This is a genomic window from Allobaculum sp. Allo2 (assembly GCF_022701175.1).
Lineage (GTDB): Bacteria > Bacillota_I > Bacilli_A > Erysipelotrichales > Erysipelotrichaceae > Allobaculum > Allobaculum fili.
On the sequence record NZ_CP078088.1, the window covers coordinates 2,142,763 to 2,165,372 of the forward strand.

The following is a 22,610-nucleotide window of genomic DNA, read 5'->3' on the forward strand; positions in this document are numbered from 1 at the left end:
CCAAACCAGAACAGCGAGCTCTTCCAGTACTTTTTATATTTCGGCTGCAGTGCCTTGTCCAGAAGCGCGTCCGGTCACAAAATTTCTTCCATCCTGCGCGCCAGGACGAAGCGGACGGAGCCGACCGGCGTTTTGATCCGTTGTAGACCGCTTTAGGATTTGTCTTTTTGTATTGCCGAGTCCATGCGCTCACCTCGCTTTCCAGTTTACTGTCTGGTGTCAAAACTTATCCTGTGAAATTCTTATCAATTTTGAAAGATTGTCTGTACCGCTTTTTCCGGCAGCCTGCAAGGCAGGCCGGTATCGTGAAAAGCGCATTTCCCGGGGAAACGCGCAGGATTTCAGAGAGGAGTCTTGCTCTCTGTACAGACGAGATGAAATCGGGCACTTTTGTACGGCTTCCGATTCTAGATTATTTCTTGTCTGGAATAGATAGTCTAACTGGATGCCTAGTAGTTTTCAACCGGGCGGCGTTCGGCTTTCAGATTGTGCTTTTAAGCGAACGCTTCGCGAGTTCGGCTTCGACTTCATGCCAGCTGACATCCTTCTGTGCCATCAGCACGCAAAGATGATACAGCAGATCGCCCATTTCGCCGATCAGATGTTCCTTGTCCTGACTGAGCGAGGCGATAATGACTTCCGTGCACTCCTCGCCGACTTTTTGAGAATCTTTTCTTCGCCTTTTCCAAAAAGATACGCCGTATACGAGCCTTCTTCCGGATTGGCTTTGCGATCCATGACGGTTTCGTACAGTTCCTGCATTTCGTTATTCTTCATGCTCTTTCTCCTCAAAGCTTTCCAGCTTGCGATAAAAACAAGTGCGATTGCCCGTATGACAGGCAGGACCGGTACTTTCTACCTGAACGAGCAGCGTATCCCCGTCGCAGTCCTTGTACATCGACTGAACGATCTGGAAATTGCCGGACGTTTCGCCTTTGATCCAGAGCGCATTGCGGCTTCTGGACCAGAAGGTTGCTTTTTCGTTTCCAGCGTCTTTTCCAGCGCTTCTTCATTCATCCAGGCGACCATTAAAACGGTGCCATCTTTGGCGTCCTGCACAACGGCCGGGATGAGTCCGCCGCCTTTTTCAAAATCGAGATCGAAATCCTTGCCCGTCATCGAACCGCAATCCCCTTTCCTTTCAAATAGTCTTTAACATCCGTTACGCTCAGCTCATCGTAGTGAAAAAGCGACGCAGCCAGGGCAGCATCCGCGGCGTCTTCTTCAAAGACTGTCGCAAAATCTTCGAGCTTGCCGCAGCCGCCCGAAGCGATCAGCGGCACGCTGACGGCCTTTCGAACGGCTTTGCACAAATCGAGGTCAAAGCCCTGCTTTGTGCCGTCCGCATCCATGCTCGTCAGAAGAATTTCTCCGGCGCCAAGACGCACGCCTTCTCGAATCCATTCGATCGCGTCGCGTCCGGTATCGATCCGGCCGCCGGCTTTGTAGCAGTGCCAGGAACCGTCGGGCTGCCGCTTGGCATCGACCGCCAGCACAATACAGCTCGAACCGTACATGTGCGCGGCCTGTTCGATCAGTTCGGGATGATCGAGCGCGGCGGAATTCAGAGACACTTTGTCCGCGCCGTGATTGAGCAGATCACGGATCTGTTCGATCGAGGAAATGCCCCGCCTACGGTCAGCGGAATAAAAACCTGTTCAGCCACGCGGGCTACGGTTTCGACCATCGTCTTGCGGCCCTGCCAGGTGGCTGTAATGTCGAGAAAGACGAGCTCATCCGCACGCTGGTCGTTATACTTTCTGGCCAGCTCCACCGGATCCCCGACTTCCTGAATGCCTTCAAAATGAACGCCCTTGACGACTTTGCCATCGCGTACGTCCAGACAGGGAATGATTCGTTTCACTAACATGACGCATCCTCCCCACGCCTTTTCCGGCCGCAATCGCCTCTTTTAAGGAGAGCGATCCGGAATAAATCGCCTTGCCGGCGATGGCGCCATACAGATTCTGCTTTGCAAGACGCTCAATATCGCTCAGCTGACTGACGCCGCCGGAAGCGACCAGCTGACAGTCTGTAAAGGAAGAAAGATGCTCCATCAGATCAAAGGAAGGGCCCATGAGCATGCCGTCCTTGCGGATATCCGTAACGATCAAAGTTTGAACACCAGCCTCTTCCATCTGTTTTACGGCGTCATCGAGTTCGATGCCGCCATCTTCGAGCCAGCCGGCGACCATGACCCGGCCGTCTCTTGCATCAAGCGAGACGGCGATCCGATCGCCGTACTCTTCACAAAGGTCCTTGACCATCTGCAAATCTTCCAGAGCCGCTGTGCCCAGAATGATGCGGTGCATGCCATGATCGAGGTAGCGTTTCGCATCGGCTTTTGTTCGGATGCCGCCGCCCACTTCCGCTGGAATATGGAGTGCGTTTGCGGCTTTTAAAATGAGTTCATCGTTGACGGGATGACCGGCTCTGGCGCCGTCCAGATCGACGAGATGAATAAACTCGGCGCCGTCGTTTTCAAACGAAGCGGCGGTGCTCAGCACATCGGCAGCGACCTGACTGGCCTGATTGTAGTCGCCCTGACGCAGGCGAACCGGCTTGCCGCCGAGAATGTCAATGGCTGGAAAAATAATCATGCGCCAAACTCCTTTCCAAACCATTCCAGAATACGCAGTCCCGTCGTTCCGGATTTTTCCGGATGAAACTGGCAGCCCAGAACGTTGTCTTTCCATACGATGGCCGGAACCGTATACGGTCCATAGCTGCAGTACGCCGCCAGCTCGGACGGATTCCAGTCCATACCCGCGTAGCTGTGGTCGAAATATACGTACGGATCGGCTTCGATTTCTTTCGCGATTGGAAAATTCGAAGCGCAGTACAGACGGTTCCAGCCGATTTGCGGAACCGGCAGCGTAATCGCTGTTCCGTCTTCATGAAATTCAATCGGCTCCATGGCTTTCACGCTTCCCTGCAGAAGGCCAAGACCTTCGTGTTCGCCAAATTCAAACGAACGCTCGTACAGAGCCTGCATGCCCAGACAAATGCCGAGCAGCGGGATGCGATCTTCTTTGACTTTTTCAGAAGCCATGTATACAGGCCGTTTTTGTGCAGAGCGCCGATCATGTCTTCAAACGCGCCGACCCCGGGCAAAATGAGCTTGGAGCAGTCTTCGAGCTCCGCTGGCGAAGAACCGATTTTCGTCTCCAGACCCAGATGGCTGCAGGCGGACGTCACGGAATGGAGGTTGCCCATTCCATAATCAATAATTCCAATCATTCCAGCACCCCTTTCGTCGACGGCAGACGGTCGCTTTCAATCCGGATGGCCTGACGGATCGCCCGGCCCAGTCCTTTAAAAATGGCTTCGATCTGGTGGTGATCGTTTTTGCCATACACGTGGACATGCAGCGTCAGCCCCGCGTTAAAGGCGAAGGCGCGCAGAAATTCTTCAATCATTTCCGTGGAAAAGCCGTTGATCGATTCCCGGTGAAACTGTACGTCCAGTACAAGATACGGGCGTCCGGAAAAATCGAGATCGACCTGCGCAAGACTTTCGTCCATCGGCAGGCGGCAGTTTCCGTAGCGGGCAATGCCGCGCTTGTCGCCCAGGGCATTTCGAACGAGGCTTCCTAATAAAATCCCGGTATCCTCGATCAGATGATGGTCGTCCACATCGACATCGCCGTCCGCTTTCAGACGCAGATCCATGCCGGAATGAAAGGCGAACAGCTCAAGCATGTGGTTAAAAAGCCGATGGGCGTCGCAATGGAGGCTTCGCCTGTTCCATCGAGATCGAGCGCGATCTCGATCTGGGTTTCTTTTGTAACACGGCGATCATTCGATTTACGCATGCTCTTCTCCTTTGGAAAATTCGAAATTTTCGCTCTTCGAAAGTTCTGAATGGTTTGCGTTTCTGTCATTAAAGGCTTTAAGAATGGCTAAAACCTGGTCGTTTTCTTCGGGCAGGCCGATCGTAATGCGGATGCGCTCCTTATTGCCGTACGTACGAACGGTAATGCCAGCCTCTTCAAACGCCTGTTCGAGCGCTTCAATCGATTTTGGATCGTCCTTTGGACGCAGCGCATAAAAATTGGCGTGAAATTCGCCCGCTTCCAGAGAGGAGAGGGCTTTGAGTTCGTCCTGAATGCGGTTCGACTCGTCGACGATGACGTTCAGATAGTCTTCCATGATTTCCGGATGGGCCAGAACAGCACGTGCGGCGAGCTGATCAAGCGTCGAAATCGAATAGACGATTTTATACAAAGCCAGCTTCTCGAGCAGCTGCGGCGAAGCGCTCAGATAGCCCAGCCGAATTCCCGCGGCACCCCAGGCTTTGGAAAGCGTCTGCGTGACGATCAGATTGTCATGTTTTTCAATCCGATTCAGAGCCGACTGATCACAGAAGTTCATATACGCTTCATCCGCAGCCAGAACAATCGGATCGAGCATAGTCGCCAGCCGGTCAATTTCCTCGCGGGTTAACAGATGCCCGGTCGGATTGTTCGGGTTGGAAAGCAGGACAAGTCCTGCATTGTGTTCTTTAGCGAAGCGGACAAAATCGTCGAGATCAAACGAACCGTCCCACGCGGTATCATACAGACACGTATCGGACTGGATGCAGCCGGCGTAAAAGCGGTACATGCCAAAGTCCGGATTGAGCATGACCAGCGTTTTTCCATCCCGGCAAAGCGTGGTAATCATCAGCTGCAGCAGCGCGTCGCTGCCGTTACCCACGACAATTTCTTCCGGCTTCAGACCGGTCTGCTTCCCGATGGCCTTGCGCAGTTCGATGGCGTCGTCATCGGGATAGCGGTTAAGCGCGCTCTCCTGAAGCAGCGCGTGAAACGTATCGAGGATGCGGGAATCCCAGGGTCTGGACGATTCGTTGGCATTGAGCAGGACGCCCTGGTGGCTGTGCGCTTCATAGGTATAGCCCATGGCTTACTCCCCTTCCTCGCGCTCGATCTCATCCTGGTTTTCGGACGCGTCGTGCACGCGGATGCGCACCGCGTTGGCGTGCGCTTCGAGATCTTCCTCCTGCGCCATGCGAATGATCTTGTGTCCATTCTTTTGAAGGGCCTGATCGGAGTAATACATATAAGAAGATTTTTGGTAAACGCGTCGACGCCTAAAGCGGAAGAGAAGCGGGCTGTGCCGCTGGTCGGCAGAACGTGGTTGGTGCCGCCGAAGTAGTCGCCGATGCTTTCGCACGTCGTATAGCCGAGGAAGACGCTGCCGGCGTTTTTAACGAGCGGCAAATAGTCGATCGCGTTTTCCACCTGAAGTTCGAGGTGTTCCGGTGCGATTTCGTTGGAAATTTCAATGGCTTCATCCATCGTATCGGTCAGAATGGCGGTTCCAAAAGAAGCCAGGGACTGTTCAATAATTTCTTTTTCGGCAGAACGTCCGTCTGTTCGCGCAGCGCCTGATTGACCGCTTCGATGAGCGGTTCGCTGGTGGTGACCAGAATCGAGGATGCCATCGGGTCGTGTTCCGCCTGGGAAAGCAGATCGGAAGCGACATGATCCGGATTGGCGTTTTCGTCCGCAACGACGAGAATTTCACTGGGTCCGGCGATCATGTCGATATCGACTTTTCCAAAAACCAGCTTTTTCGCTGCAGCGACGTACATATTTCCAGGGCCGGTAATTTTATCGACCGGCGCGATCGTTTCTGTACCATACGCCAGTGCGGCGACCGCCTGCGCGCCGCCGGCTTTGATAATTTCGGTGACGCCCGCAATTTTCGCCGCGGCCGCCAGGTTGGGTGAAATCTTTCCGTCTTTTCCCGGAGGCGTCGTCATGACAATGCGGCGAACGCCGGCCACTTTGGCCGGAATCGCGTTCATTAATACGGAAGAAGGATACTGCGCCCGACCCCGGGGACGTAAATGCCGACCGCATCGAGCGGCAGCACCCGCCAGCCGAGGTATACACCGTCTTCTTTTTCCAGAGACTGCGGCGTCTGCACCTGCGTTTCGTGGTAAGCCAGAATGTTCTGGGCGGCTTCCTGCATGGCCGCGACAAATTGCGGATCGGCTTTGGCCGCCTGCTCTTCGAGCTCTTCATTAGAAACGATAGGATCGTCCAGATCGATGCGATCAAACTGAAGGGTCAGATCGTGGAGCGCCTGATTTTTGCCGGAACGGACTTTTTCAATGATGGAACTGGTCTTCACCAGCATGTCCGGCGAAATTTCATACGCACGGCTCTGAAGGTAGGCTTTCAGTTCAGCCCGGTCGTCTTTTCCAATGGTTTTAAGCATTTTCACTCACCGCTTTCTGCAGATCCAGAAGGACCTGTTCAATTTCCTTTTTCTTCAGCTTCCAGCTGGCTTTGTTCATAATGACCCGCGCGGAAATCTCGCAGACTGTATCGAGTACCTGCAGGCCGTTGGCTTTCAGGGTGCTGCCGGTTTCCATGATGTCGACGATGCCGTCCACCAGACCGATCAGCGGCGAAAGTTCTACCGACCCGTCGATCTTGATGATTTCCACGTCCATGTTGCGTTTCAGAAAGTATTCTCGGGCGACGTGCGGGTATTTCGTACCGATGCGCACGCGTCCTTTTTGGTAAACAGATCCGAATCGGGCAGCGCCGCGACAATGAAGCGGCACTTGCCGGTGTTCAGATCCAGCATTTCGTAATAGTCCGCCGGGTTTTCGAGAAGCGTATCCTTGCCGACGACGCCCAGATCGGCGGCGCCGTGCTCGACGTACGTAATGCAGTCGTTGGATTTCACGAGCACGTAGCGAATGTCGTGTACCGTATCGGGCAAAATCAGCGCCCGTCCTTTGTTGCGAACTTTTTCGGTTCCGTAGCCGGCTTCTTCGAGCATCGTCAGCGTTTTGTCTTCGAGCCGGCCTTTGGTCAGCGCAATCGTCAGACTCATGGGCGTACCTCCATTCGGGTTTCAATGTCTTCCAGGCCTTCTTCTTCCAGCAGGCAAACGGCGAAATTTTTGCGGATGCGCGCCGCCTCCGCAAAGGCTTCTCTGGCTTTGTGCGGCGGATAGGCCAGCACGATTTTGCGGCGCTCTTCCTGATCCGGAAGGAGAGCCACTAACGGATTGATTTTAAAGGCGAATCCGATGGAGGGCATCGAATTTCCAAAAGCGCTCATCAGATTGTCATAACGGCCGCCGGAAAGCACCGCGTTCGAAGCGCCGGGAACGAACGCTTCAAAAATGATGCCGGTGTAGTAGTTGAGATGCGGCAGCTTGCCCAGATCAAAGCCGATCATCTCGCCGTAGCCGGCTTCTTCCAGAAAACGACCAGTCGCTTCGAGCTCTTCGAGAACGGCTACAGTCGACGGATCGAAGGCGAGTGCCTTGGCTTTTTCAAGGGTTTCAAACCCGCCGTCGAGCAGCGGAAGGTGCAGGAAATAGCGCCGTATGTTCTGGTCGAGATGCTTTTCATCGAGAAAGTTCTGCAGTTCGACCATCGACTTCTTATCACTCAGATCCGCGAGCGTCGCAATATCGTCTTCGTCATCAAAAACCAGACGGGCCGCGTCGGAAAGCAGACGCGCATCCGACATTTCCAGACGCCAGTCTTTCAGACCGTACGACTGCAGCGCCTTGAGCGATTCCAGCGCGCAGATCAGAACCTGCAGATCGTCGGTGCTGCCGATCAGTTCGACGCCGCAGTCAAGAGTCTGAATGGCTTTTCCGGTATAGGCTTTGCGCAGTTTCCACACATCGCTCAAATAGGACAGACGCAGCGGATGAGCCGCGTTTTTCAGGGCGGTCGCGGCGATGCGGGCGATCGGAATGGTCATGTCCATTCGGAGCGTGACAATATCCTGGTTTTCGTCGAACAGCTTGACCATCTGCCGGTCTTCGAGATTGGAAAACGCCTGATTGTACGTCTGGTAGTATTCCATCGCCGGCGTGCTGACTTCTTCAAAGCCAAAGGCATCAAAGACATCGAGAATCTGCGAACATAAGGCTTTTTGCTTGCGCACATCGCGCGAGAGCGCGTCTCGACATCCAAACGGGGTTCTCAGTTCCATGACAAATCCTTTCCGGAATGGATCTAAAGATCCATCCCTTTGTTCTGATCGTTTACGGGTTTACGCCATTCCTGGCGTTTCTGGCTTAAATTTCTGACTGTCCAGACGGTTTTGAATTTTTCAAATCCGTCAAAATCCAGCCGTAGAAACAAAAAACTTTCACCCCAAAGGACGAAAGTATCGTGATCCCACCTTTTTACGTTCTCCTCGCGAAGAACGCCTCTGCAACTGAAAAGACAGTCTGTCCTTTAACGGAGACATCCGGGATCCCATTTCCTGAATCCGGCTCCGGGCTGTGATTCCATCCTGTCTCTGTCTTCCTTTCACCGTACGGAAGCTCTCTGCTCAGTTCAAAGATGTACTGGTGCCCTTCTGCGCCTTTGTGAATTTATTCCAGATTTTATAAATCGCCCTGTGCGGTGTCAACTTTCCCTCCCGCAGTTTACAAAGGTCTTCCGGCGAATGTTTCATTTTCTTACATTTTTCAGACGCTTTGTGCGTTCTTCAAAGACGTTTTGACCGCTGTGTCTTCACTTTCCATCCAAAAGAAAAGAAGTTCCCAGGCTGAGAACTTCCTGCTCGAACAAATCGATTCTCCCTCAGGCAAAGACGCTTTCCCTTTGCCCTTCTGGCCGCTTTCTTTTAAAGGCAGTAAAAATATGCGCAAAGTCTGTCTTCAGTGCGATCCGGCCGCACGAAAGCAGCAGAAGCGGGGACAGGCTATCGATTTCTCGTTTTATTTCTCTCTTTCGCGTGTGCGAAAGCCGGGTGTACGCCTCCTTTCTGCATGAAAAAACGGAAACAGCGCCTTCGGCTGTCTCCGCGATTATTTCTGCAGAATTCCCTCCGTTGGCATTATCCAAATCAGGTTAGCGGTCGGAGCGCCCAGCTCCCTCTCAGCTCATTTGTGAGCTCCCGTGCTGTTCTCGTTTTCTTTATTGTAGGCTCTATGTGAAAAAGGAAAGGCTTTGCGTACCATACAGCCTTTCCCGAGCGGCGGTCGCCGTTCTAAGCGCTTTCTCTGACAGTGCAGCAGACATCATAATCCGTACGTCTCAAATCATGCCCTCCGCAAAGCGGATCGGACAGGATAAAGAATCGATACCACAGAAAAGCCGTGAAGGCAAAATCCGGACAGACGGAAAACCGAAAAATCGAGCGATTGGGCGATGGCTTGTCCAGCCCAGAAAAAACGCGCCGGATGAACGTCCGACGCATTTTTCTGAGCTTTGCAGAGTCTTCTTTATTTCTGCTGGGAGCGGATATAGTTCAGCGTGCCGCCCACATAGAGCGTAGGCAGATCTTCCAGTCCAAACTGACTGTTGAGAACATACGTATGGCCTTTGGTCTGGTTGATGACGCGAAGTCCCTGTTCTGGGTCGAGGTCGTGCAGATTTTCGAACGTGAGCACGTCCATCTCGTCGATATCGTCATAGTCTTCCGGATTCTGGAAGGTGAGCGGAAGAATGCCGAAGTTGATGAGGTTGGCCAGGTGAATTCGCGCAAACGATTTGGCCAGAACCGCCTTGATGCCCAGATACATCGGGGCGAGCGCCGCATGTTCGCGGCTGCTTCCCTGTCCATAGTTTTCGCCGGCTACGATAATACCGCCGTTATTGGCTTTGCAGATTTTGTCGAAGCCTTCCTTATTGTTGCGGAACACGAAAGTCGACAGCTTTTCGATATTGGAACGATACGGCAGCACTTCCGCACCGGCTGGAGCGATGTGGTCGGTCGTAATGTTGTCTTCGAGCTTGATGACGACTTTCTTTTCGAACGCATCCGGCAGCGGATCGTTGATCGGAAGCGGCTTAATGTTGGGGCCGCGTACAATTTCCACGTCTTCCGGATGCTCGCTTGGCGCAAGAATCATGGAATCGTCGATATAAACGGGTTCAATAAAATCGCTGTCCGGATAGTCGATCGCGCGCGGATCGGCGAACACGCCGGCAATCGCGCTGGCCGCGGCGGTTTCGGGCGAAACGAGGTAAACGCCCGCTGAGTTCGTTCCGGAACGGCCGTAGAAGTTGCGGTTGAACGTACGCAAAGAGACGCCTTCGCTTTTTGGAGACTGGCCCATGCCGATGCAGGGACCGCACGTGCATTCGAGGATGCGCGCGCCGGCTTTGACAAACGTCTGGAGCGCACCGTTTTCCATCAGCTTAATGAGAACCTGACGGCTGCCCGGCGAAACGACGAGTGAAACGTTTGGCGCAATCGTTTTGCCTTCAAGAATGGCAGCAGCTTTCATCAGATCTTCAAAACCAGAGTTGGTGCAGGAGCCGATAGCGACCTGATCGACTTTCTTTCCGGCGAGCTCTTCGATGGATTTGACCGCGTCCGGAGAATTTGGACAGGCGGCAGCCGGAACCAGCGTGGACAGGTCGATGATTTCGACGTCGTCATAAACGGCGCCTTCGTCAGCTTTCAGTTCGATCCAGTCTTCTTCCCGGTTCTGTCGCTTCAGAAATTCGCGGGTGCGTTCATCCGAAGGGAAAATGGATGTCGTTGCGCCGAGTTCCGCGCCCATGTTCGTAATGGTCGCGCGCTGGTAAACCGAAAGCGAATTTACGCCGTCTCCGGTATATTCAAACACTTTGCCTACGCCGCCCTTTACGCTGCGGCGGCGCAGAAGTTCAAGAATGATGTCCTTGGCCGAAACGCCATGGGGAAGCTTTCCCGTCAGGCGCACTTCAACGACTTTTGGATAGGCAATCGTATAAGGCAGACCCGCCATCGCCTTGGCAACATCGAGGCCGCCGGCGCCCATCGCAAAGCTGGCCATGGCCCCGGCCGTCGGGGTGTGGGAATCCGAACCGATCAGCGTCTTGCCCGGACGGGCAAACCGTTCGAGATGTACCTGATGGCAGATCCCGTTGCCGGGTCTGGAAAACAGAACGCCGTGCTTAGCGGCTACAGACTGCAGATAGGCATGGTCATCCGCGTTCATGAAACCGGACTGGAGCGTGTTGTGATCGACATACGAAACGGAAAGTTCCGTCTGCACCTGATCTACGCCCATGGCTTCGAGCTGAATGTAGGCCATCGTGCCGGTTGCATCCTGGGTGAGGGTCTGATCAATGCGCAGATCCGCGGGTGTGCCCGGGGTATGGGCATCGTTGAGTACGTGTGAATCGAGAATTTTTTGAGTCAGAGTCTTCTTCATAGTCGTCCCTTCCATTTTTCTTCTAATGATATCAAATCGGTTGTAAACGGAAGTTTTTCTTTCTGAAAAACCCGATTTCCCGTTTTCAATGTTTGAAATGTGTTTCACTTTGTTATACTGACTCAAACATTGAGCGAAGAAAGGGTCTTTTTATGAGCACTTCTCTGAAAGCAGTTTATCGCGACTGTCTGCCGGACAATTCGATCGAGCCGGATCTGTATTCCATTTATCACGTGAAGCAGGGGCTGCGAAATGAAAACGGCACCGGCGTCAAAGTCGGCCTGACCCGCATCTGCGATGTCATCGGCTACGAGATGGTCAAAAACCATAAGCGCCCGATCGACGGCGAGCTGATTTACCGCGGCTACTCCATTAAGGATCTGGTCGCCATGGAAAAGCTCGATTCAAAAATCCGCGGCTACGAAACCGCCGCTTTTCTTCTCATTTTCGGAAAGCTGCCCAGCCCGGCGGAACTCGGAGAATTTCAGTACGCGATCAAGCATCACTTTTCGAGCAGTCTCGTTTTTGAAACGTACCGGACCAAGGATCTGCTTAACGCCATGCAGATCGAAGTTCTCAAACTGTACGGCCTCGATCACAACCCCGATACCGATACGCTGGAGGACCGCATGATGAAGGGACTTTGCATTCTTTCTTCTCTGCCTCTTTTCGTGTTCTCGGTCTACTCGCATAAGAAAATTTCTTCCTATCCCCTTCCCGCCGCCGGCTTTGCGGAAAACGTGCTCTGGATGGCCAGAGACAACCAGCCCTACACGAAGCAGGAAGCCAGAGTGCTGGACGTTTTGATGATGCTGCACGCGGATCATGGCGGCGGCAACAACTCCACCTTCGCGGATGTCGTCATTTCTTCCACCGGTACCGACATTTACTCGTGCATTTCCGCGGCCATCGGCTCGCTCAAGGGACCGAAGCATGGCGGTGCCGCCGGCAAAGTCGGCGCACAGACGCAGATGCTTCTGAAAAAGCTGAACAAGGATTCGAGCGATGAAGACGTGCTTCAGCTTTGCGAAGACATTCTCGATAAAAAGAAGGCGACGGTTCGGGTCTGATTTACGGCATCGGCCACGCCATTTACACGAAAAGCGATCCGCGCTGTCAGCTGATCAAGGAAGAAGTCCGCCGGCTGGCGCAGGAAAAAGGCGAACTGGAAACGTTCGAACTGATGGACCGCTTTGAAAAAGCGGCGGTCGCCACGATGAAAAAGCGCAAGGGCACGCACGTCTGCGCCAACGTCGACTACTATTCCGGCTTTGCCTATCACATGCTTGGCATCGACCAGTCGCTCTTTACCCCGCTCTTTGCGACCAGCCGCTGCGCCGGCTGGATTGCCCATCATCTGGAAAACCGGCAGAACAATCGCAAGCTGATTCGACCAGCCAACATTTATGTCGGCGAACACCGTGTTCCGAAAGTCTTGCAAGAGGCGCGGACAAAACAGCCCGGCGAAACCCAGTAAAATTCGTACGCATCGTCCAGTCCCGGAACTCTCAGGAAAAGACGATGCGTTTTTCTTTTGAAAAGGCAGAGTTTTTCGAAGACAAAAGGATTTTTGCGGCCTCGTCTGGATGCATCCTGGCAATGCTTACCGATGGAAAACAGACGTTTTCTGGCCGTTGGTTTCTGCTATACTGGTCAGAGTACGAAAGGCGGATTTATTATGCTTGACGATTTTAATACTGAAGAGAAAATCAAAGACTTATTTAAGAGCAGTCATCTTCCCAAAGGAAAGGAAGACTATCTGATTGTTTATTCGACCTGGCCTACGACAGCCATGATTTTAGGGGCGCCGGCACAGCCATGACTTCGGATGTCGATTCCGCCTACGGGGGCTATCTGGTGCAGATTTGCGATGACGGCCTGAACCTGCTTCCGCTGGTTCGCAAAAACAAGCGCGACGGCGTGTTCGCGGCAGCACGCATGGATCTTTCCACCACAAAAGGCATCCGTCTTCTGCGCGAAGACATCGCTTCCTTCAAAAACCGTCCCGCCAACGGCTTTCTGCCCTTTGCCCGCGCGATTACCATCACGACCAAAGCCGGCAAAAATACGTCTGGATGATTAACAAGAAGGAAAAAATCTGCCCTATCACGAAAATGGAATGCGCGCACTTCTCGAATTTGGAAAAACGATTCATTAGTACAGCGGCATGCAAGAGCGGCCGAATCCATACGGCGGTTTCCTGCGTTTCATGGCGTTTCCATCGTTCTGGATTTTGTTTTACCCTCTGCACATAGAAAAACGACCGCGATTTCGGACTGTTCCGGGTCGCGGTCGTTTTGCGTTCGAATGGGCGTTTAATCTTTTCGTTTTAGCCGATGCGGGCTTCGAGACGGCGGCCAATCGCCTGCAGGAACTCGGTCGAGTTCAGCTTAGTGGCCGGACGGTCGCAGAGCGCGACCAGATCGCCGGTCATTTCGCCGTCTTCAATCGTCTGCAGCGTCGCTTCTTCGAGATCGTCCGCAAAATGAATCAGTTCGGGAATCTCGTCGAATTCCGCGCGTTTGCGCAGCGCACCGCTCCAGGCAAAAATGGTAGCCACCGGGTTGGTGGACGTTTCTTCGCCTTTGAGATAGCGATAGTAATGCCGGGTGACGGTACCGTGTGCAGCTTCGTATTCGTAGTTGCCGTCCGGAGAAACCAGAACGGACGTCATCATGGCCAGCGAGCCAAACGCGGTGGAAACCATATCGGACATGACATCGCCGTCGTAGTTTTTGCACGCCCAGATAAAGCCGCCTTTCGAGCGGATGACACGGGCAACCGCGTCATCGATCAGCGTGTAAAAATACTCAATTCCAGCCGCTTCAAACCGGGCCCGGTATTCCTGGTCGTACACTTCCTGGAAAATATCCTTGAAGCGGTGATCGTACTTTTCGAAATCGTATCCTTTGTGGAAAACCAGAGATCCTGTCTGGCGGACAGCGCAAATTCAAAGCAGCTGCGCGCGAAGGAATAAATGGAAGAATCCTTGTTGAACTGACCCTGCAAAACGCCCAGGCCTTCAAAACGGGCAATTTCTTCTTCGATTTCAATGCCGGAATCGCCGGTAAAGACAAGACGGGCTACGCCGGGTTCTTCTACGCGGATTTCCGAAGCCCGGTACACGTCGCCAAAAGCGTGACGGGCAATCGTGATCGGCTTTTCCCAGGTGCGAACAGCCGGCTTAATGGAGCTGACCATGATCGGCGTACGGAAGACGGTTCCATCCAGAATGGCACGGATCGTACCGTTCGGCGATTTCCACATTTCGGAAAGGCCGTATTCTTCAACCCTCTGCTTATTGGGGGTAATGGTCGCACACTTGACGCTGACGCCGTATTTTTTGTTAGCCAGCGCTGCATCGATGGTGACCTGATCCTTCGTCGCTTCCCGGTTGACCAGGAAAGGTCGTAGTACTCGCTCTTCAGATCCACGTACGGAAGAATCAGGATCTCCTTAATCTGAGACCACAGTACGCGGGTCATTTCATCGCCGTCCATTTCGACCAGCGGTATTTTCATCTGAATTTTCATAAATTTTCCTCACAACGCATTTATTCTAATCAGAGTGAAAATGGTTTTCAAACCTGCCGGGGCCGGTTCCATTGTTTCGACTGGCTTTCCATGGGTTTTGAGTACTCTTTTCCAAAATACAAAAAGCGGGCCGTTCTGGTCCGCCTTTCTTTCCTGAGATTAAACGTCTGTTTTCGGACTGGATCGCCTACGCAAAGAGAATGCCAAGCGTGATGGCGAAGAGCGCAAAGCTGATAATGGCTGCGATCATCCATCCGGTTTTTACCTTTTTCAAAGAAGCGACTTCTTCTTTGAGAAGTTCGATTTCATTTCGTTCCAGATCCTTTTCCATTTTGGTTTTCGGCTCGGCCATATACTCTCCCCGCTTTCCGTTTTTTCGTTCTGTATGCATTCCAGCAGATCTTCGATTGGAAGGTCCGCAGGACGGATTGGAAAGATCCTTTTGCAAACTTGTCTTCGCTCATTTTACCATGATTCGGGGCGCCCTTACGGACACGATCGAAAGTCTGCCCGGCAATGCCTTCCTGATCTCCCCGCTGCGCGTTTCCGCCCACAGGAAAAGACGGTCCGAAGACCGTCTCTTTTCTTGTGGGAGCAGTGAGATCGCTATTCCTGCGCTTCCTCTTCCTCTTCGGATTCTTCTGAAGCAGAAGAAGGTTTGTGCAGGGTAAGAATATACGTTCCGTCTGCGGGGAGTTCTTCATCTTCCTTGGGCTCGCCGATAATCTCGAGCTCATAGGGATATCCCATGGATTCAAGGGTATCGAGAAGCCCCTGTTTGCCAAGCTGTTTGGTAATGCGGTAGCCACAGGCACAGTTTCCATACTGTTCCAGGCAGGAAATGATCCAGGCTGGGATCTTGCTTGAACTTGAAGTGGACATGATCTGACCTCCTGTTAATTTGTGTTCGGACTTGCGTGTCGTGTTAAGTGTACCCCACATTGAAGAAAAACCGGACAGAAAGAAACGCAATTCTGTCCGGCACTGGGGATTTCAGAATGAGAAAATATTACTTCTCGAGAATCTCGATCAGTTTTGGATAGTAGTCGTAACGGCCGTCAATGACGCGGAGCGCATCGCGGACGATGCCTTTGGCTCTCTGCAGATCGAAGGATTCGTAAACGCTGGCGAAGCGGTAGTAAATCTGATCCTTGAGCTGGTTCTCACGCAGAACGTAAGAGTAGCCGTCGTTTCCTCTGGCGTAGTCGCCGTGCTTGATGTACAGGTCGGCGATATCCATGAGGGCGCGGTTCTGCCAGGACGCCAGGTCTTCAAACTGAGCCATGACGCCATAGAGGAAGCCTTCGTAGTACTTCACATCGTTGTACTGCCAGCCGGCCAGGATCGTGTAGGCAACGGTCATGAAGCGGTCGAGCAGGCCGTGAAGATCCGCCGGGATAATGGTTTCCATTTCTTCGAGGGATTCGATGCCGTTCTGCTGGGCATAGACGAGAACCTGACGTACATCATCGAACAGATCCTTGTAAATGGCGGAGTCGTTGATGCCTTCGTTGATCAGCATGCGATCGACATCCTTCGCGATCTTTTCAGCAAGCTTGCGGTTGTCTTCGGCTTTATTCGGAATACGGGCAGTCAGACGGTCGCAGAGGTATTCGATCACGTTTTTCGAGAATCCGTCGACTTCGAATACGTATTTCTTTTCGGTCTTGTCGGCGAGTTTTTCGTACGCGTCTACGGCTTCTTCAATGCTCTTGGCACGGGTGAGTTCGCCAAGCAGCGTATCGAGATCCATATCGACGCCTACAGCGGACATCATATCCATGAGCGTATTGTCATCGAGCGTATCGTAGAACGCTTTTTCTTCCGCGCTCATATGTGTGATAGCGGCTTTGGCAGCGCCTTTGGCCGGGCGCACTTTGGAAGCGAGCACTTTACGGCTGGCCATAGCGGCTTCTTCACAGCGTTTGGCGGCAGTTTCCGGATCCATGTTGGATACAATTTCCGGAATCAGCTTGTTAATGGCTTCCGCAGCGGCTTCCTTGTCGGTTTTTCGACTTTCTTAGCAGCTTTGCGTGCCGGTTTCTTAAAGGTTTTCCTGGCTTCGGCAGAATCGCTTGGCGCTGCGGGCAGCGAGGTTTACCTGACCGAACGTATGGGCAGCCGCTTTGGCCGCGAGCACTTTACGGCTTGCGTCTTCTGCGCGGACTGGAGTTTCTTCTGCGGTGAGTTTCGCGACGCCTTCCATGACTTCCACGCCGGCTTTTACTTCGGCGCCTGTGGCGTTCAGACCGGCTTCGATCTGCGCTTTCGTCTGATCGCTCTGACTTTCTTCATACGCTTCTACGACAGCGGCAGATGCTTTGGCAGCTTTCTTTGTCGTTTTCTTAGCGGGGGCTTTCTTTTCAGCAGCCTTTTTGCGGGGGCTTTTTTGTTTTTGGAGCAGCTTTCTTCTCGGCCAGGGCGTCAATGCCTTCCATGATTTTTACACCGTCTGCGGCTTCATCAGCAATAACGGTTTCCGCAGCGACTTTTTGGCTTCCGCTGCGATGCCTTCCATAACTTCCACGCCGGCCTTGGTTTCTTCAGCGAGAACTTTTTGGCAGCATTCACTTCGGCAACGGTCTGATCGCTTGCGGCAACAGCTTTTTCTGCCACCTTTTCCTGCTGTTTGTCTACGATGGCATCTACAGCCTTTTCGTAGGCAACGCCGCCTGCGGTTTCGGCCTTGAGCATATCAATGTTCGCATTGATTTCTGCCTGGGTCTGATCGCTGTTTTCCACGAGAGCCGGTTTTGCGGCTTTCTTGGCAGCCGTCTTTTTCGCGGCTGGTTTTGCCTTTCAGCAGCAGCTTTCTTCGCTGGCGCTTTTGCGGCTTTTACAGGTTTTTATCGGAATCTGCGGCTTCCTTGGCAGATGCTTTTGCGGGAGCTTTTCTGGAAGCTGCCGGTTTTGCGGGGTGCTTTTCTTCGAAGCGGCACTCGCTTTTGCGGCAGGCTCTGGTTTTACAATTTCTTCAGTGCTGTTCGCAGCTGTATCTTTTGGACATACGTAGCCTCCAATCCATTCTTTCCTTATTAGTATATCATTCTCGCCATTTTTGCACTCTCACATGAACAAATCGCAAAAGCGCGAAACGCCTTTCTTTATCGGCCGGATCGCCCGTCCGTACCGCTGCAAACTCCCGTTTTCACAAACCGCTTCTGGGGTTTTGCGCACCGGGGACTTGCAGTATGTTTTTACAGGCGTGATGCGAAAAGCATACAGAACGTCATTGTACCGTGAAAGATTATTTTTTCCTACAAAATGGTTCAAGGGCATCTTTAAGCTTGCTTTAAAACAGAGCGATATACTGAAACCATCAAAGATAACCAAGGAAAAATTCATATCGAAAGGAGTTTAGTATGGCAAATAACACACCCCAAGAGTACCGAACAGAAAGTCTTCCAACCGTAAGATTTACACCAGTGTAGCGGTCATCGGCCTTTGCACGGTTCTTCTTTCCGGCGCGGCAGGCTTTGCGGGTTCCTATTTTGGAAATGCGGCAAGCCAGCCTTCGCAGCCGGCTTATAAAACTTCGGACAATACCGCAAATTCGTCCTCGAACGGTTCAACCTCGACAGCCGGCTACACCGTAACCGATGTATCGGATGTTGTGGCCAGGCTCCGTCCTTCCGTTGTGGAAATTACGACGGAATCGGTAAGCTCCGGCAACTCCATCTTCGGCCAGTACACCGCGCAGGGCGCCGGATCGGGCGTTATCCTGAGCGAAGACGGCTACATCGTTACCAACAACCACGTTGTGGAAGATGCGGATACGATTACCGTTAAGACCTTTGACGGCAAGGAATACCCGGCTACCCTTTGCGGCACCGACCCGCAGACGGATATCGCCGTCATCAAAATCGATGCGCAGGGCCTTTCGGCAGCCACCATCGGCAATTCCGATGACATTAAAGTCGGCGAAGCGACAATCGCGATCGGCAATCCGCTCGGCTCGCTGGGCGGCACTGTTACAACCGGCATCATTTCCGCAGTCGGCCGTGAAATCACGATTGAAAACGAAACGATGACGCTGCTCCAGACCGACGCAGCCATCAACCCGGGCAACTCGGGCGGCGGTCTGTTCGATGCCAACGGCAATCTGATCGGCATTGTCAACGCCAAGCAGTCCGATACCGGTATTGAAGGTCTTGGCTTCGCCATTCCAATCAGCGATGTCACCAACGTCATTGACGATCTCATCAGCAACGGTAAAGTCACTTCCCGTCCAGTTCTGAATGTCAGCCTGCAGGACATCACCGACAGCTACTTCAACTACAACTCGCTTGATCCAGGCGTATACGTTGTACAGATCGTTCCGGGCGGAACCGCAGATGCCGGCGGCGTGAAATACGGCGACAAGATTATCTCGTTTGACGGCGAAGAAATTTCTTCTTCCTCGGATGTACGCAACATCCTCAAACGCCATAAAATCGGCGATGAAGTTGAAATTGTCGTTGAACGCGACGGCCAGCAGCAGACGCTGAAGCTCACGCTCCAGGGCCCCGCAGACTAACCCTTCCCTTTACATAAACCCTGCTGTTCATCCCTTCCTGCCATTGGCGGCTATGCGCTGCCAATGGCTTTTTCTTTGACCCGCTTTGATCGGTTCTGAATGCATTTGACCTGCAGCAGCCTTCCTTCCCGAATCTCCTCAATTGTCTTTGTTCGGACAATTCCTTTTTCGACCTGTGCAGAAATTTTATCGGGAAGTGTTGTTTTTACTCACTGGGCAAGCGTTTATCATTTCCCGGAAATCCACTGAATTGTGAATTATTTCACGTTTCGTGTCGTTTAGGCGGGCACTTGGACGATCAGAAGTTTGTCCGGACTTATAATGGAGTCAGTAATTAAGGGAGGTTAACTCATGGCAGACAATCTGATTTCAAAACGAAGAATTATGCTGGTCGGAACCGGCTTTGTCGGAATGTCCTTCGCCTATTCCATGCTTCATGAAAAAGGAATCGACGAAATGGTTCTGGTGGACGTGAATGCGGACAAGGCGAAAGGCGAAGCCATGGACCTGACCGACGGTCTGGTTTATGCCGACACAAAAATGAAAGTCTACTCCGGCTCCTACGCGGATGCGGAATACTGCAACGTGGTCGTTCTGACCGCCGGCGCAGCGCAGCGTCCGGGACAGTCCCGTCTGGAACTGGTAAAAATTAATGCGCAGATCACCAAAGGGGTTTGCGAAGAACTGAAGAAAAACAAATTCAACGGCATTCTGCTCGTTGCCAACAACCCGGTCGACATCATGACGTACGTCGCCTGGAAAGCGTCCGGGCTGCCGAAGGAACACGTCATTGGTTCCGGTACCGTTCTCGATACCGCGCGCCTGCGAGTAGAACTCGGCGATGAACTGGGCTTTGCGCCATCCAATATTCACGCCTACATTCTGGGCGAACACGGCGACTCGTCCTTCATCAGCTGGACCAACAGCTACATCGGATGCAAGTCCCTGCTCGAATACCTCGATGAAAAGAACATTTCTCTCGCCCGTCTGCAGACTATTTATGAAGACGTCCGCGATAAGGCGTACAAAATCATTGATCTGAAAAAGCAACGTATTACGGAATCGGCCTGGCTCTGCGCCGAATCGTTACGGCGATCCTCAACAACGAGCGCTGCATTCTCCCCGTTTCTTCCTATCAGAACGGCGAATACGGCAAGTCCGGCTACTTCATCGGTACGCCAACCGTCATTGGATCCGACGGAGCGACGCAGATTCTGACGCTGCCGTTAAACGAAAACGATCAGAATCGCTTCAACAATTCGTTCGATACGCTGGTCAAGACCATTCAGGAAAACCTGGGCGACATCATCGATCTCAACGACTAAACGCATGAGCTGAATCCAGCGGTTCATGATTCATTCCCTGTTCCATCCAAATCACAAGTTCACTATCCATAAAGTCAGACAGGCCGTCTCTTTCGAAAAGAGGCGGCCTGTTTCTGCATACAGCGCTATGAATGATTTGGGGATCCCTTCGTTCAGTTTTCCTGAATGTACAGCCGGCTGCTGCGCGGGAATTCCCGGGCAAAGGCTTGCTTGAGAAGTTTCTTATAGCCGTCAGCAGGCAGTTCGATTTCCTGATGAAGATAGCCGTCTTCAACAAGAAGAAACTGACCGTTTTCTTTTTCAGGCAGACCGAGCGGTCCTTTTTAAACGTGAGAAGGCGAAGCGAGGAAAGCCGGCTCGATTTGGGAGCGTTCATCCATTTCACCTGTGCTTCACGTACGGAAATCATTTTCATGCCGCTTCCCCTTTCAAAAGGAATCCATCTCCTGCGTGAACTCTTTTTCAGAAGCGTTCCGGAAAGATAGAGAACATAAATCGTGGAATCCTTAACGGCAAATGCGGCCCGGCATGCTTTAACGGCGGGATCGTTGATCCGACATTCCAGAACCGGCAGATCCTGCCATTTCTTTCTGGAAGCGAGTTTGGCGTGATAAAAGCCGTTTTCACCCTGACGGGAAAGAACATCCGCGATTTTCGAAGTCAGCGCAGGATTTTTCTGCAGATACTTGCGGCATCCGCGGCTTACAAACGCGATGGTCCAGCCCGGACGTTCTTGTGTCTGGTATAAATCTGTATTCATGATTTCAGACTAGCACGCGCGTAAAACGATGTTCTTCTGGGTGCCCTTGTATGATTTTCGTCAGATCCCTTGCCAGATCAAAAGGACCAGACAAAAAGGACAGAGCAAAATTCGCGTCTGTCCTTGATATGCGGGTATGGAAATAAAATGGGATTTCGATTTGGATTTGGCCAGCTGGCTTTACATGCATCAGCACGAAGCAAGCGCGCTGCCTTTTGAAACCGCCGGCTTTACGCTCTCCGAGGGGCATTCGGCTTTTTGTCCGAAGCGGCTTTCTGGCTTTCTTCAAGCAGTTCATCGATCGTACGCACGTCATCAAAGAGCATGCGGCAGGGACGGCCGTCGGTAAACGTCAGCAGATCCTTGTGGTAATGGCCGCAAAGCCAGATTTTGTAGTCTGTCTTCTTACGGATTTCTTCCAGGAATTCGAGCTGCTGAACCTGATCGGCTTCATAGCGTTCGAGCTCGAGTTCATACGTATTGGCTAAAGGATGGGAGGCGTACACGTCATGCGAAAGAATCACATCCGCCTTCCAGCCGGCTTTGGCCAGGTTGTCGAGCGCGTGCTGCGCTTCTTCCTGATTCATGATTTCCTGCTTCCACCAGTTCACGCCTTCGCTGCGAAAGGCATGATCGTGGCTGTAGCCGCCGCCTAAGGCGAGCCAGGTCTTATTGTCAAAATGATAAATTTCGCCGCGCATCAGATGGATCACATTTGAACGGATGCGGTGGATTTTTCCGCCGTTCCACTCCTCCTGCGGGTAGGCATTGAGAATACTGAAATTTTCGTGATTGCCGTCGATGAACAGAGTTGTCCAGGGCAGAGATTCCAGCCAGTTAAGCCAGAAGTTGTCATTGGACGCCCCGTCCCAGACGCATCCGAAATCGCCGCAGACGATGAGATAATCCCCGCCTGCATTTTCTGGGCGACTTCCGATTCTCTCGGATTGATTTTCCGGATATCGAAGGCTCCATGCAGATCGCTTGTTACATAAACCATGATTCTTTTCGCACTCCATCTCTCCAAAAGTGAAGATCGATATAACGATAGCGAAAAAAAGCGAATGTCCCCCTTTTTACACATTTTGCACAAAATTCTCATGTAAGCACTTACCATTCTTGACAATCGGCGCGCGTTGCTTTCGGTAAGCGCTGTCATTCAGAAGACTGAATTTTGTTATTCCGATCCGATTTGCGCATCAGGAATGTCGGATTCTGAACGTAAACTCGAACGGCCGCAGCCGGTACGCCGTTCCATCCAGATCCTTTAAGAGACGGCTTGGACCGCCAGGCGTATGATAAACAAATTCTGCCCCTGTCTTGGTGAGAGACCAT

At 52.4% G+C, this 22,610-nt stretch carries 22 protein-coding genes, 6 pseudogenes, 1 riboswitch and 1 other annotated feature; of the genes and pseudogenes, 6 read left to right on the plus strand and 22 right to left on the minus strand.

Annotation, left to right across the window (positions count from 1 at the left end; translation table 11 throughout):
• Positions 1-481: 481 nt before the first annotated feature.
• The 14 genes and pseudogenes from KWG61_RS16715 to KWG61_RS12240 all read right to left on the minus strand — a co-directional run bounded on the left by KWG61_RS16715 (position 482) and on the right by KWG61_RS12240 (position 11,141).
• Positions 482-634 carry a phosphoribosyl-ATP pyrophosphatase gene (locus tag KWG61_RS16715; RefSeq protein WP_367614382.1) on the minus strand — a complete coding sequence of 51 codons (153 nt, stop codon included), beginning with the start codon at positions 632-634 and terminating at the stop codon, positions 482-484.
• On the minus strand, positions 598-777 hold the full coding sequence (locus tag KWG61_RS16720; protein WP_305138075.1) for a hypothetical protein: 180 nt from the start codon (positions 775-777) through the stop codon (positions 598-600). The genes KWG61_RS16715 and KWG61_RS16720 overlap by 37 nt, the downstream gene beginning before the upstream one ends.
• Positions 767-940, minus strand: coding sequence for a phosphoribosyl-AMP cyclohydrolase (locus KWG61_RS17725; protein WP_367614383.1), 174 nt, complete (start codon positions 938-940; stop codon positions 767-769). Before KWG61_RS17725 ends, KWG61_RS16720 begins: the two co-directional genes overlap by 11 nt.
• On the minus strand, positions 856-1,119 hold the full coding sequence (locus tag KWG61_RS12175) for a hypothetical protein (RefSeq protein ID WP_367614209.1): 264 nt from the start codon (positions 1,117-1,119) through the stop codon (positions 856-858). The genes KWG61_RS17725 and KWG61_RS12175 overlap by 85 nt, the downstream gene beginning before the upstream one ends.
• Positions 1,116-1,870: pseudogene (hisF, locus tag KWG61_RS12180) on the minus strand (imidazole glycerol phosphate synthase subunit HisF). Before hisF ends, KWG61_RS12175 begins: the two are co-directional and overlap by 4 nt.
• Positions 1,800-2,600 (minus strand): 1-(5-phosphoribosyl)-5-[(5-phosphoribosylamino)methylideneamino]imidazole-4-carboxamide isomerase, encoded by an 801-nt coding sequence (hisA, locus tag KWG61_RS12185; protein ID WP_242743988.1) that lies wholly within the window; start codon positions 2,598-2,600, stop codon positions 1,800-1,802. Before hisA ends, hisF begins: the two are co-directional and overlap by 71 nt.
• Positions 2,597-3,022: an imidazole glycerol phosphate synthase subunit HisH gene (gene hisH / locus KWG61_RS12190; protein ID WP_242745696.1), complete on the minus strand. Its 426-nt coding sequence runs from the start codon at positions 3,020-3,022 to the stop codon at positions 2,597-2,599. Before hisH ends, hisA begins: the two co-directional genes overlap by 4 nt.
• Positions 2,923-3,240, minus strand: a complete 318-nt coding sequence (locus tag KWG61_RS12195) for a hypothetical protein (protein ID WP_242745746.1) — start codon at positions 3,238-3,240, stop codon at positions 2,923-2,925. Before KWG61_RS12195 ends, hisH begins: the two co-directional genes overlap by 100 nt.
• Positions 3,237-3,814, minus strand: a pseudogene (gene hisB / locus KWG61_RS12200) (imidazoleglycerol-phosphate dehydratase HisB). Before hisB ends, KWG61_RS12195 begins: the two are co-directional and overlap by 4 nt.
• The gene (locus tag KWG61_RS12205; RefSeq protein WP_230267461.1) at positions 3,807-4,901 is read right to left on the minus strand and encodes a histidinol-phosphate transaminase; all 1,095 of its coding nucleotides are present in this window, start codon (positions 4,899-4,901) and stop codon (positions 3,807-3,809) included. Before KWG61_RS12205 ends, hisB begins: the two are co-directional and overlap by 8 nt.
• Positions 4,902-4,904: 3 nt before the next feature.
• A pseudogene (hisD, locus tag KWG61_RS17730) lies at positions 4,905-6,227 on the minus strand (histidinol dehydrogenase).
• Positions 6,220-6,854 (minus strand): annotated as a pseudogene (gene hisG, locus KWG61_RS12230) (ATP phosphoribosyltransferase). Before hisG ends, hisD begins: the two co-directional pseudogenes overlap by 8 nt.
• Positions 6,851-7,975: an ATP phosphoribosyltransferase regulatory subunit gene (locus tag KWG61_RS12235; RefSeq protein ID WP_230267464.1), complete on the minus strand. Its 1,125-nt coding sequence runs from the start codon at positions 7,973-7,975 to the stop codon at positions 6,851-6,853. The pseudogene hisG and the gene KWG61_RS12235 overlap by 4 nt, the downstream one beginning before the upstream one ends.
• A 164-nt stretch (positions 7,976-8,139) precedes the next feature.
• Positions 8,140-8,359, minus strand: a binding site (T-box leader).
• Positions 8,360-8,797: 438 nt separating this feature from the next.
• A riboswitch (TPP riboswitch) is annotated at positions 8,798-8,904 on the minus strand.
• 314 nt (positions 8,905-9,218) lie between these two features.
• Positions 9,219-11,141, minus strand: coding sequence for an aconitate hydratase (locus KWG61_RS12240; RefSeq protein WP_230267466.1), 1,923 nt, complete (start codon positions 11,139-11,141; stop codon positions 9,219-9,221).
• A 152-nt stretch (positions 11,142-11,293) separates the two neighbouring features.
• Between KWG61_RS12240 and KWG61_RS16480 the strand changes: the two genes are divergently transcribed.
• The 4 genes from KWG61_RS16480 (at position 11,294) to KWG61_RS12255 (ending at position 13,220) form a co-directional block, all read left to right on the plus strand.
• Positions 11,294-12,211 carry a citrate/2-methylcitrate synthase gene (locus tag KWG61_RS16480; protein WP_256460692.1) on the plus strand — a complete coding sequence of 306 codons (918 nt, stop codon included), beginning with the start codon at positions 11,294-11,296 and terminating at the stop codon, positions 12,209-12,211.
• Between the two features lie 53 nt (positions 12,212-12,264).
• Positions 12,265-12,618, plus strand: a complete 354-nt coding sequence (locus tag KWG61_RS16485; protein ID WP_256460884.1) for a citrate/2-methylcitrate synthase — start codon at positions 12,265-12,267, stop codon at positions 12,616-12,618.
• A 201-nt stretch (positions 12,619-12,819) separates the two neighbouring features.
• On the plus strand, positions 12,820-12,963 hold the full coding sequence (locus tag KWG61_RS12250) for a hypothetical protein (protein ID WP_242743996.1): 144 nt from the start codon (positions 12,820-12,822) through the stop codon (positions 12,961-12,963).
• Positions 12,960-13,220 (plus strand): hypothetical protein, encoded by a 261-nt coding sequence (locus tag KWG61_RS12255; RefSeq protein WP_242743998.1) that lies wholly within the window; start codon positions 12,960-12,962, stop codon positions 13,218-13,220. The genes KWG61_RS12250 and KWG61_RS12255 overlap by 4 nt, the downstream gene beginning before the upstream one ends.
• Before the next feature lie 250 nt (positions 13,221-13,470).
• On the opposite strand, the pseudogene KWG61_RS17735 reads toward KWG61_RS12255, so the two are convergent.
• The 6 genes and pseudogenes from KWG61_RS17735 to KWG61_RS12290 all read right to left on the minus strand — a co-directional run bounded on the left by KWG61_RS17735 (position 13,471) and on the right by KWG61_RS12290 (position 17,416).
• A pseudogene (locus tag KWG61_RS17735) lies at positions 13,471-14,543 on the minus strand (NADP-dependent isocitrate dehydrogenase).
• A gap of 318 nt (positions 14,544-14,861) precedes the next feature.
• Positions 14,862-15,026, minus strand: a complete 165-nt coding sequence (locus KWG61_RS12270; protein WP_230267472.1) for a hypothetical protein — start codon at positions 15,024-15,026, stop codon at positions 14,862-14,864.
• Positions 15,027-15,280: 254 nt separating this feature from the next.
• Positions 15,281-15,556 carry a hypothetical protein gene (locus KWG61_RS12275; RefSeq protein WP_242744003.1) on the minus strand — a complete coding sequence of 92 codons (276 nt, stop codon included), beginning with the start codon at positions 15,554-15,556 and terminating at the stop codon, positions 15,281-15,283.
• A 127-nt stretch (positions 15,557-15,683) separates the two neighbouring features.
• Positions 15,684-16,622: a hypothetical protein gene (locus KWG61_RS12280; protein WP_242744005.1), complete on the minus strand. Its 939-nt coding sequence runs from the start codon at positions 16,620-16,622 to the stop codon at positions 15,684-15,686.
• Positions 16,623-16,718: 96 nt separating this feature from the next.
• Complete coding sequence (locus KWG61_RS12285; RefSeq protein WP_242744006.1) at positions 16,719-17,102, minus strand: hypothetical protein; 384 nt, start codon at positions 17,100-17,102, stop codon at positions 16,719-16,721.
• 35 nt (positions 17,103-17,137) lie between these two features.
• Positions 17,138-17,416: a hypothetical protein gene (locus tag KWG61_RS12290; protein WP_242744008.1), complete on the minus strand. Its 279-nt coding sequence runs from the start codon at positions 17,414-17,416 to the stop codon at positions 17,138-17,140.
• An 895-nt stretch (positions 17,417-18,311) separates the two neighbouring features.
• Between KWG61_RS12290 and KWG61_RS12295 the strand changes: the two genes are divergently transcribed.
• The gene (locus tag KWG61_RS12295) at positions 18,312-19,190 is read left to right on the plus strand and encodes a S1C family serine protease (RefSeq protein WP_242744010.1); all 879 of its coding nucleotides are present in this window, start codon (positions 18,312-18,314) and stop codon (positions 19,188-19,190) included.
• A gap of 351 nt (positions 19,191-19,541) precedes the next feature.
• Positions 19,542-20,515: pseudogene (locus KWG61_RS12300) on the plus strand (L-lactate dehydrogenase).
• On the opposite strand, the gene KWG61_RS12305 reads toward KWG61_RS12300, so the two are convergent.
• Together KWG61_RS12305 and KWG61_RS12310 are read right to left on the minus strand one after the other, a co-directional pair.
• Entirely contained in the window at positions 20,505-21,275 is a 771-nt protein-coding gene (locus KWG61_RS12305) for a hypothetical protein (RefSeq protein ID WP_242744013.1), read from the minus strand. The pseudogene KWG61_RS12300 and the gene KWG61_RS12305 sit on opposite strands and share 11 nt — an antisense overlap.
• A gap of 230 nt (positions 21,276-21,505) precedes the next feature.
• Positions 21,506-22,294: a metallophosphoesterase gene (locus KWG61_RS12310; protein WP_242744015.1), complete on the minus strand. Its 789-nt coding sequence runs from the start codon at positions 22,292-22,294 to the stop codon at positions 21,506-21,508.
• Positions 22,295-22,610 lie beyond the last annotated feature (316 nt).

Coding starts and splice junctions, on each gene's coding strand:
- KWG61_RS16720 (WP_305138075.1), bottom strand. CDS start 777: ATGAAGAATAACGAAATGCAGGAACTGTACGAAACCGTCATGGATCGC.
- KWG61_RS12175 (WP_367614209.1), bottom strand. CDS start 1,119: ATGACGGGCAAGGATTTCGATCTCGATTTTGAAAAAGGCGGCGGACTC.
- hisA (WP_242743988.1), bottom strand. CDS start 2,600: ATGATTATTTTTCCAGCCATTGACATTCTCGGCGGCAAGCCGGTTCGC.
- KWG61_RS12195 (WP_242745746.1), bottom strand. CDS start 3,240: ATGATTGGAATTATTGATTATGGAATGGGCAACCTCCATTCCGTGACG.
- KWG61_RS12205 (WP_230267461.1), bottom strand. CDS start 4,901: ATGGGCTATACCTATGAAGCGCACAGCCACCAGGGCGTCCTGCTCAAT.
- KWG61_RS12235 (WP_230267464.1), bottom strand. CDS start 7,975: ATGGAACTGAGAACCCCGTTTGGATGTCGAGACGCGCTCTCGCGCGAT.
- KWG61_RS12240 (WP_230267466.1), bottom strand. CDS start 11,141: ATGAAGAAGACTCTGACTCAAAAAATTCTCGATTCACACGTACTCAAC.
- KWG61_RS16480 (WP_256460692.1), top strand. CDS start 11,294: ATGAGCACTTCTCTGAAAGCAGTTTATCGCGACTGTCTGCCGGACAAT.
- KWG61_RS12250 (WP_242743996.1), top strand. CDS start 12,820: ATGCTTGACGATTTTAATACTGAAGAGAAAATCAAAGACTTATTTAAG.
- KWG61_RS12255 (WP_242743998.1), top strand. CDS start 12,960: ATGACTTCGGATGTCGATTCCGCCTACGGGGGCTATCTGGTGCAGATT.
- KWG61_RS12270 (WP_230267472.1), bottom strand. CDS start 15,026: ATGGCCGAGCCGAAAACCAAAATGGAAAAGGATCTGGAACGAAATGAA.
- KWG61_RS12275 (WP_242744003.1), bottom strand. CDS start 15,556: ATGTCCACTTCAAGTTCAAGCAAGATCCCAGCCTGGATCATTTCCTGC.
- KWG61_RS12280 (WP_242744005.1), bottom strand. CDS start 16,622: ATGGATCCGGAAACTGCCGCCAAACGCTGTGAAGAAGCCGCTATGGCC.
- KWG61_RS12305 (WP_242744013.1), bottom strand. CDS start 21,275: ATGAATACAGATTTATACCAGACACAAGAACGTCCGGGCTGGACCATC.
- KWG61_RS12310 (WP_242744015.1), bottom strand. CDS start 22,294: ATGGAGTGCGAAAAGAATCATGGTTTATGTAACAAGCGATCTGCATGG.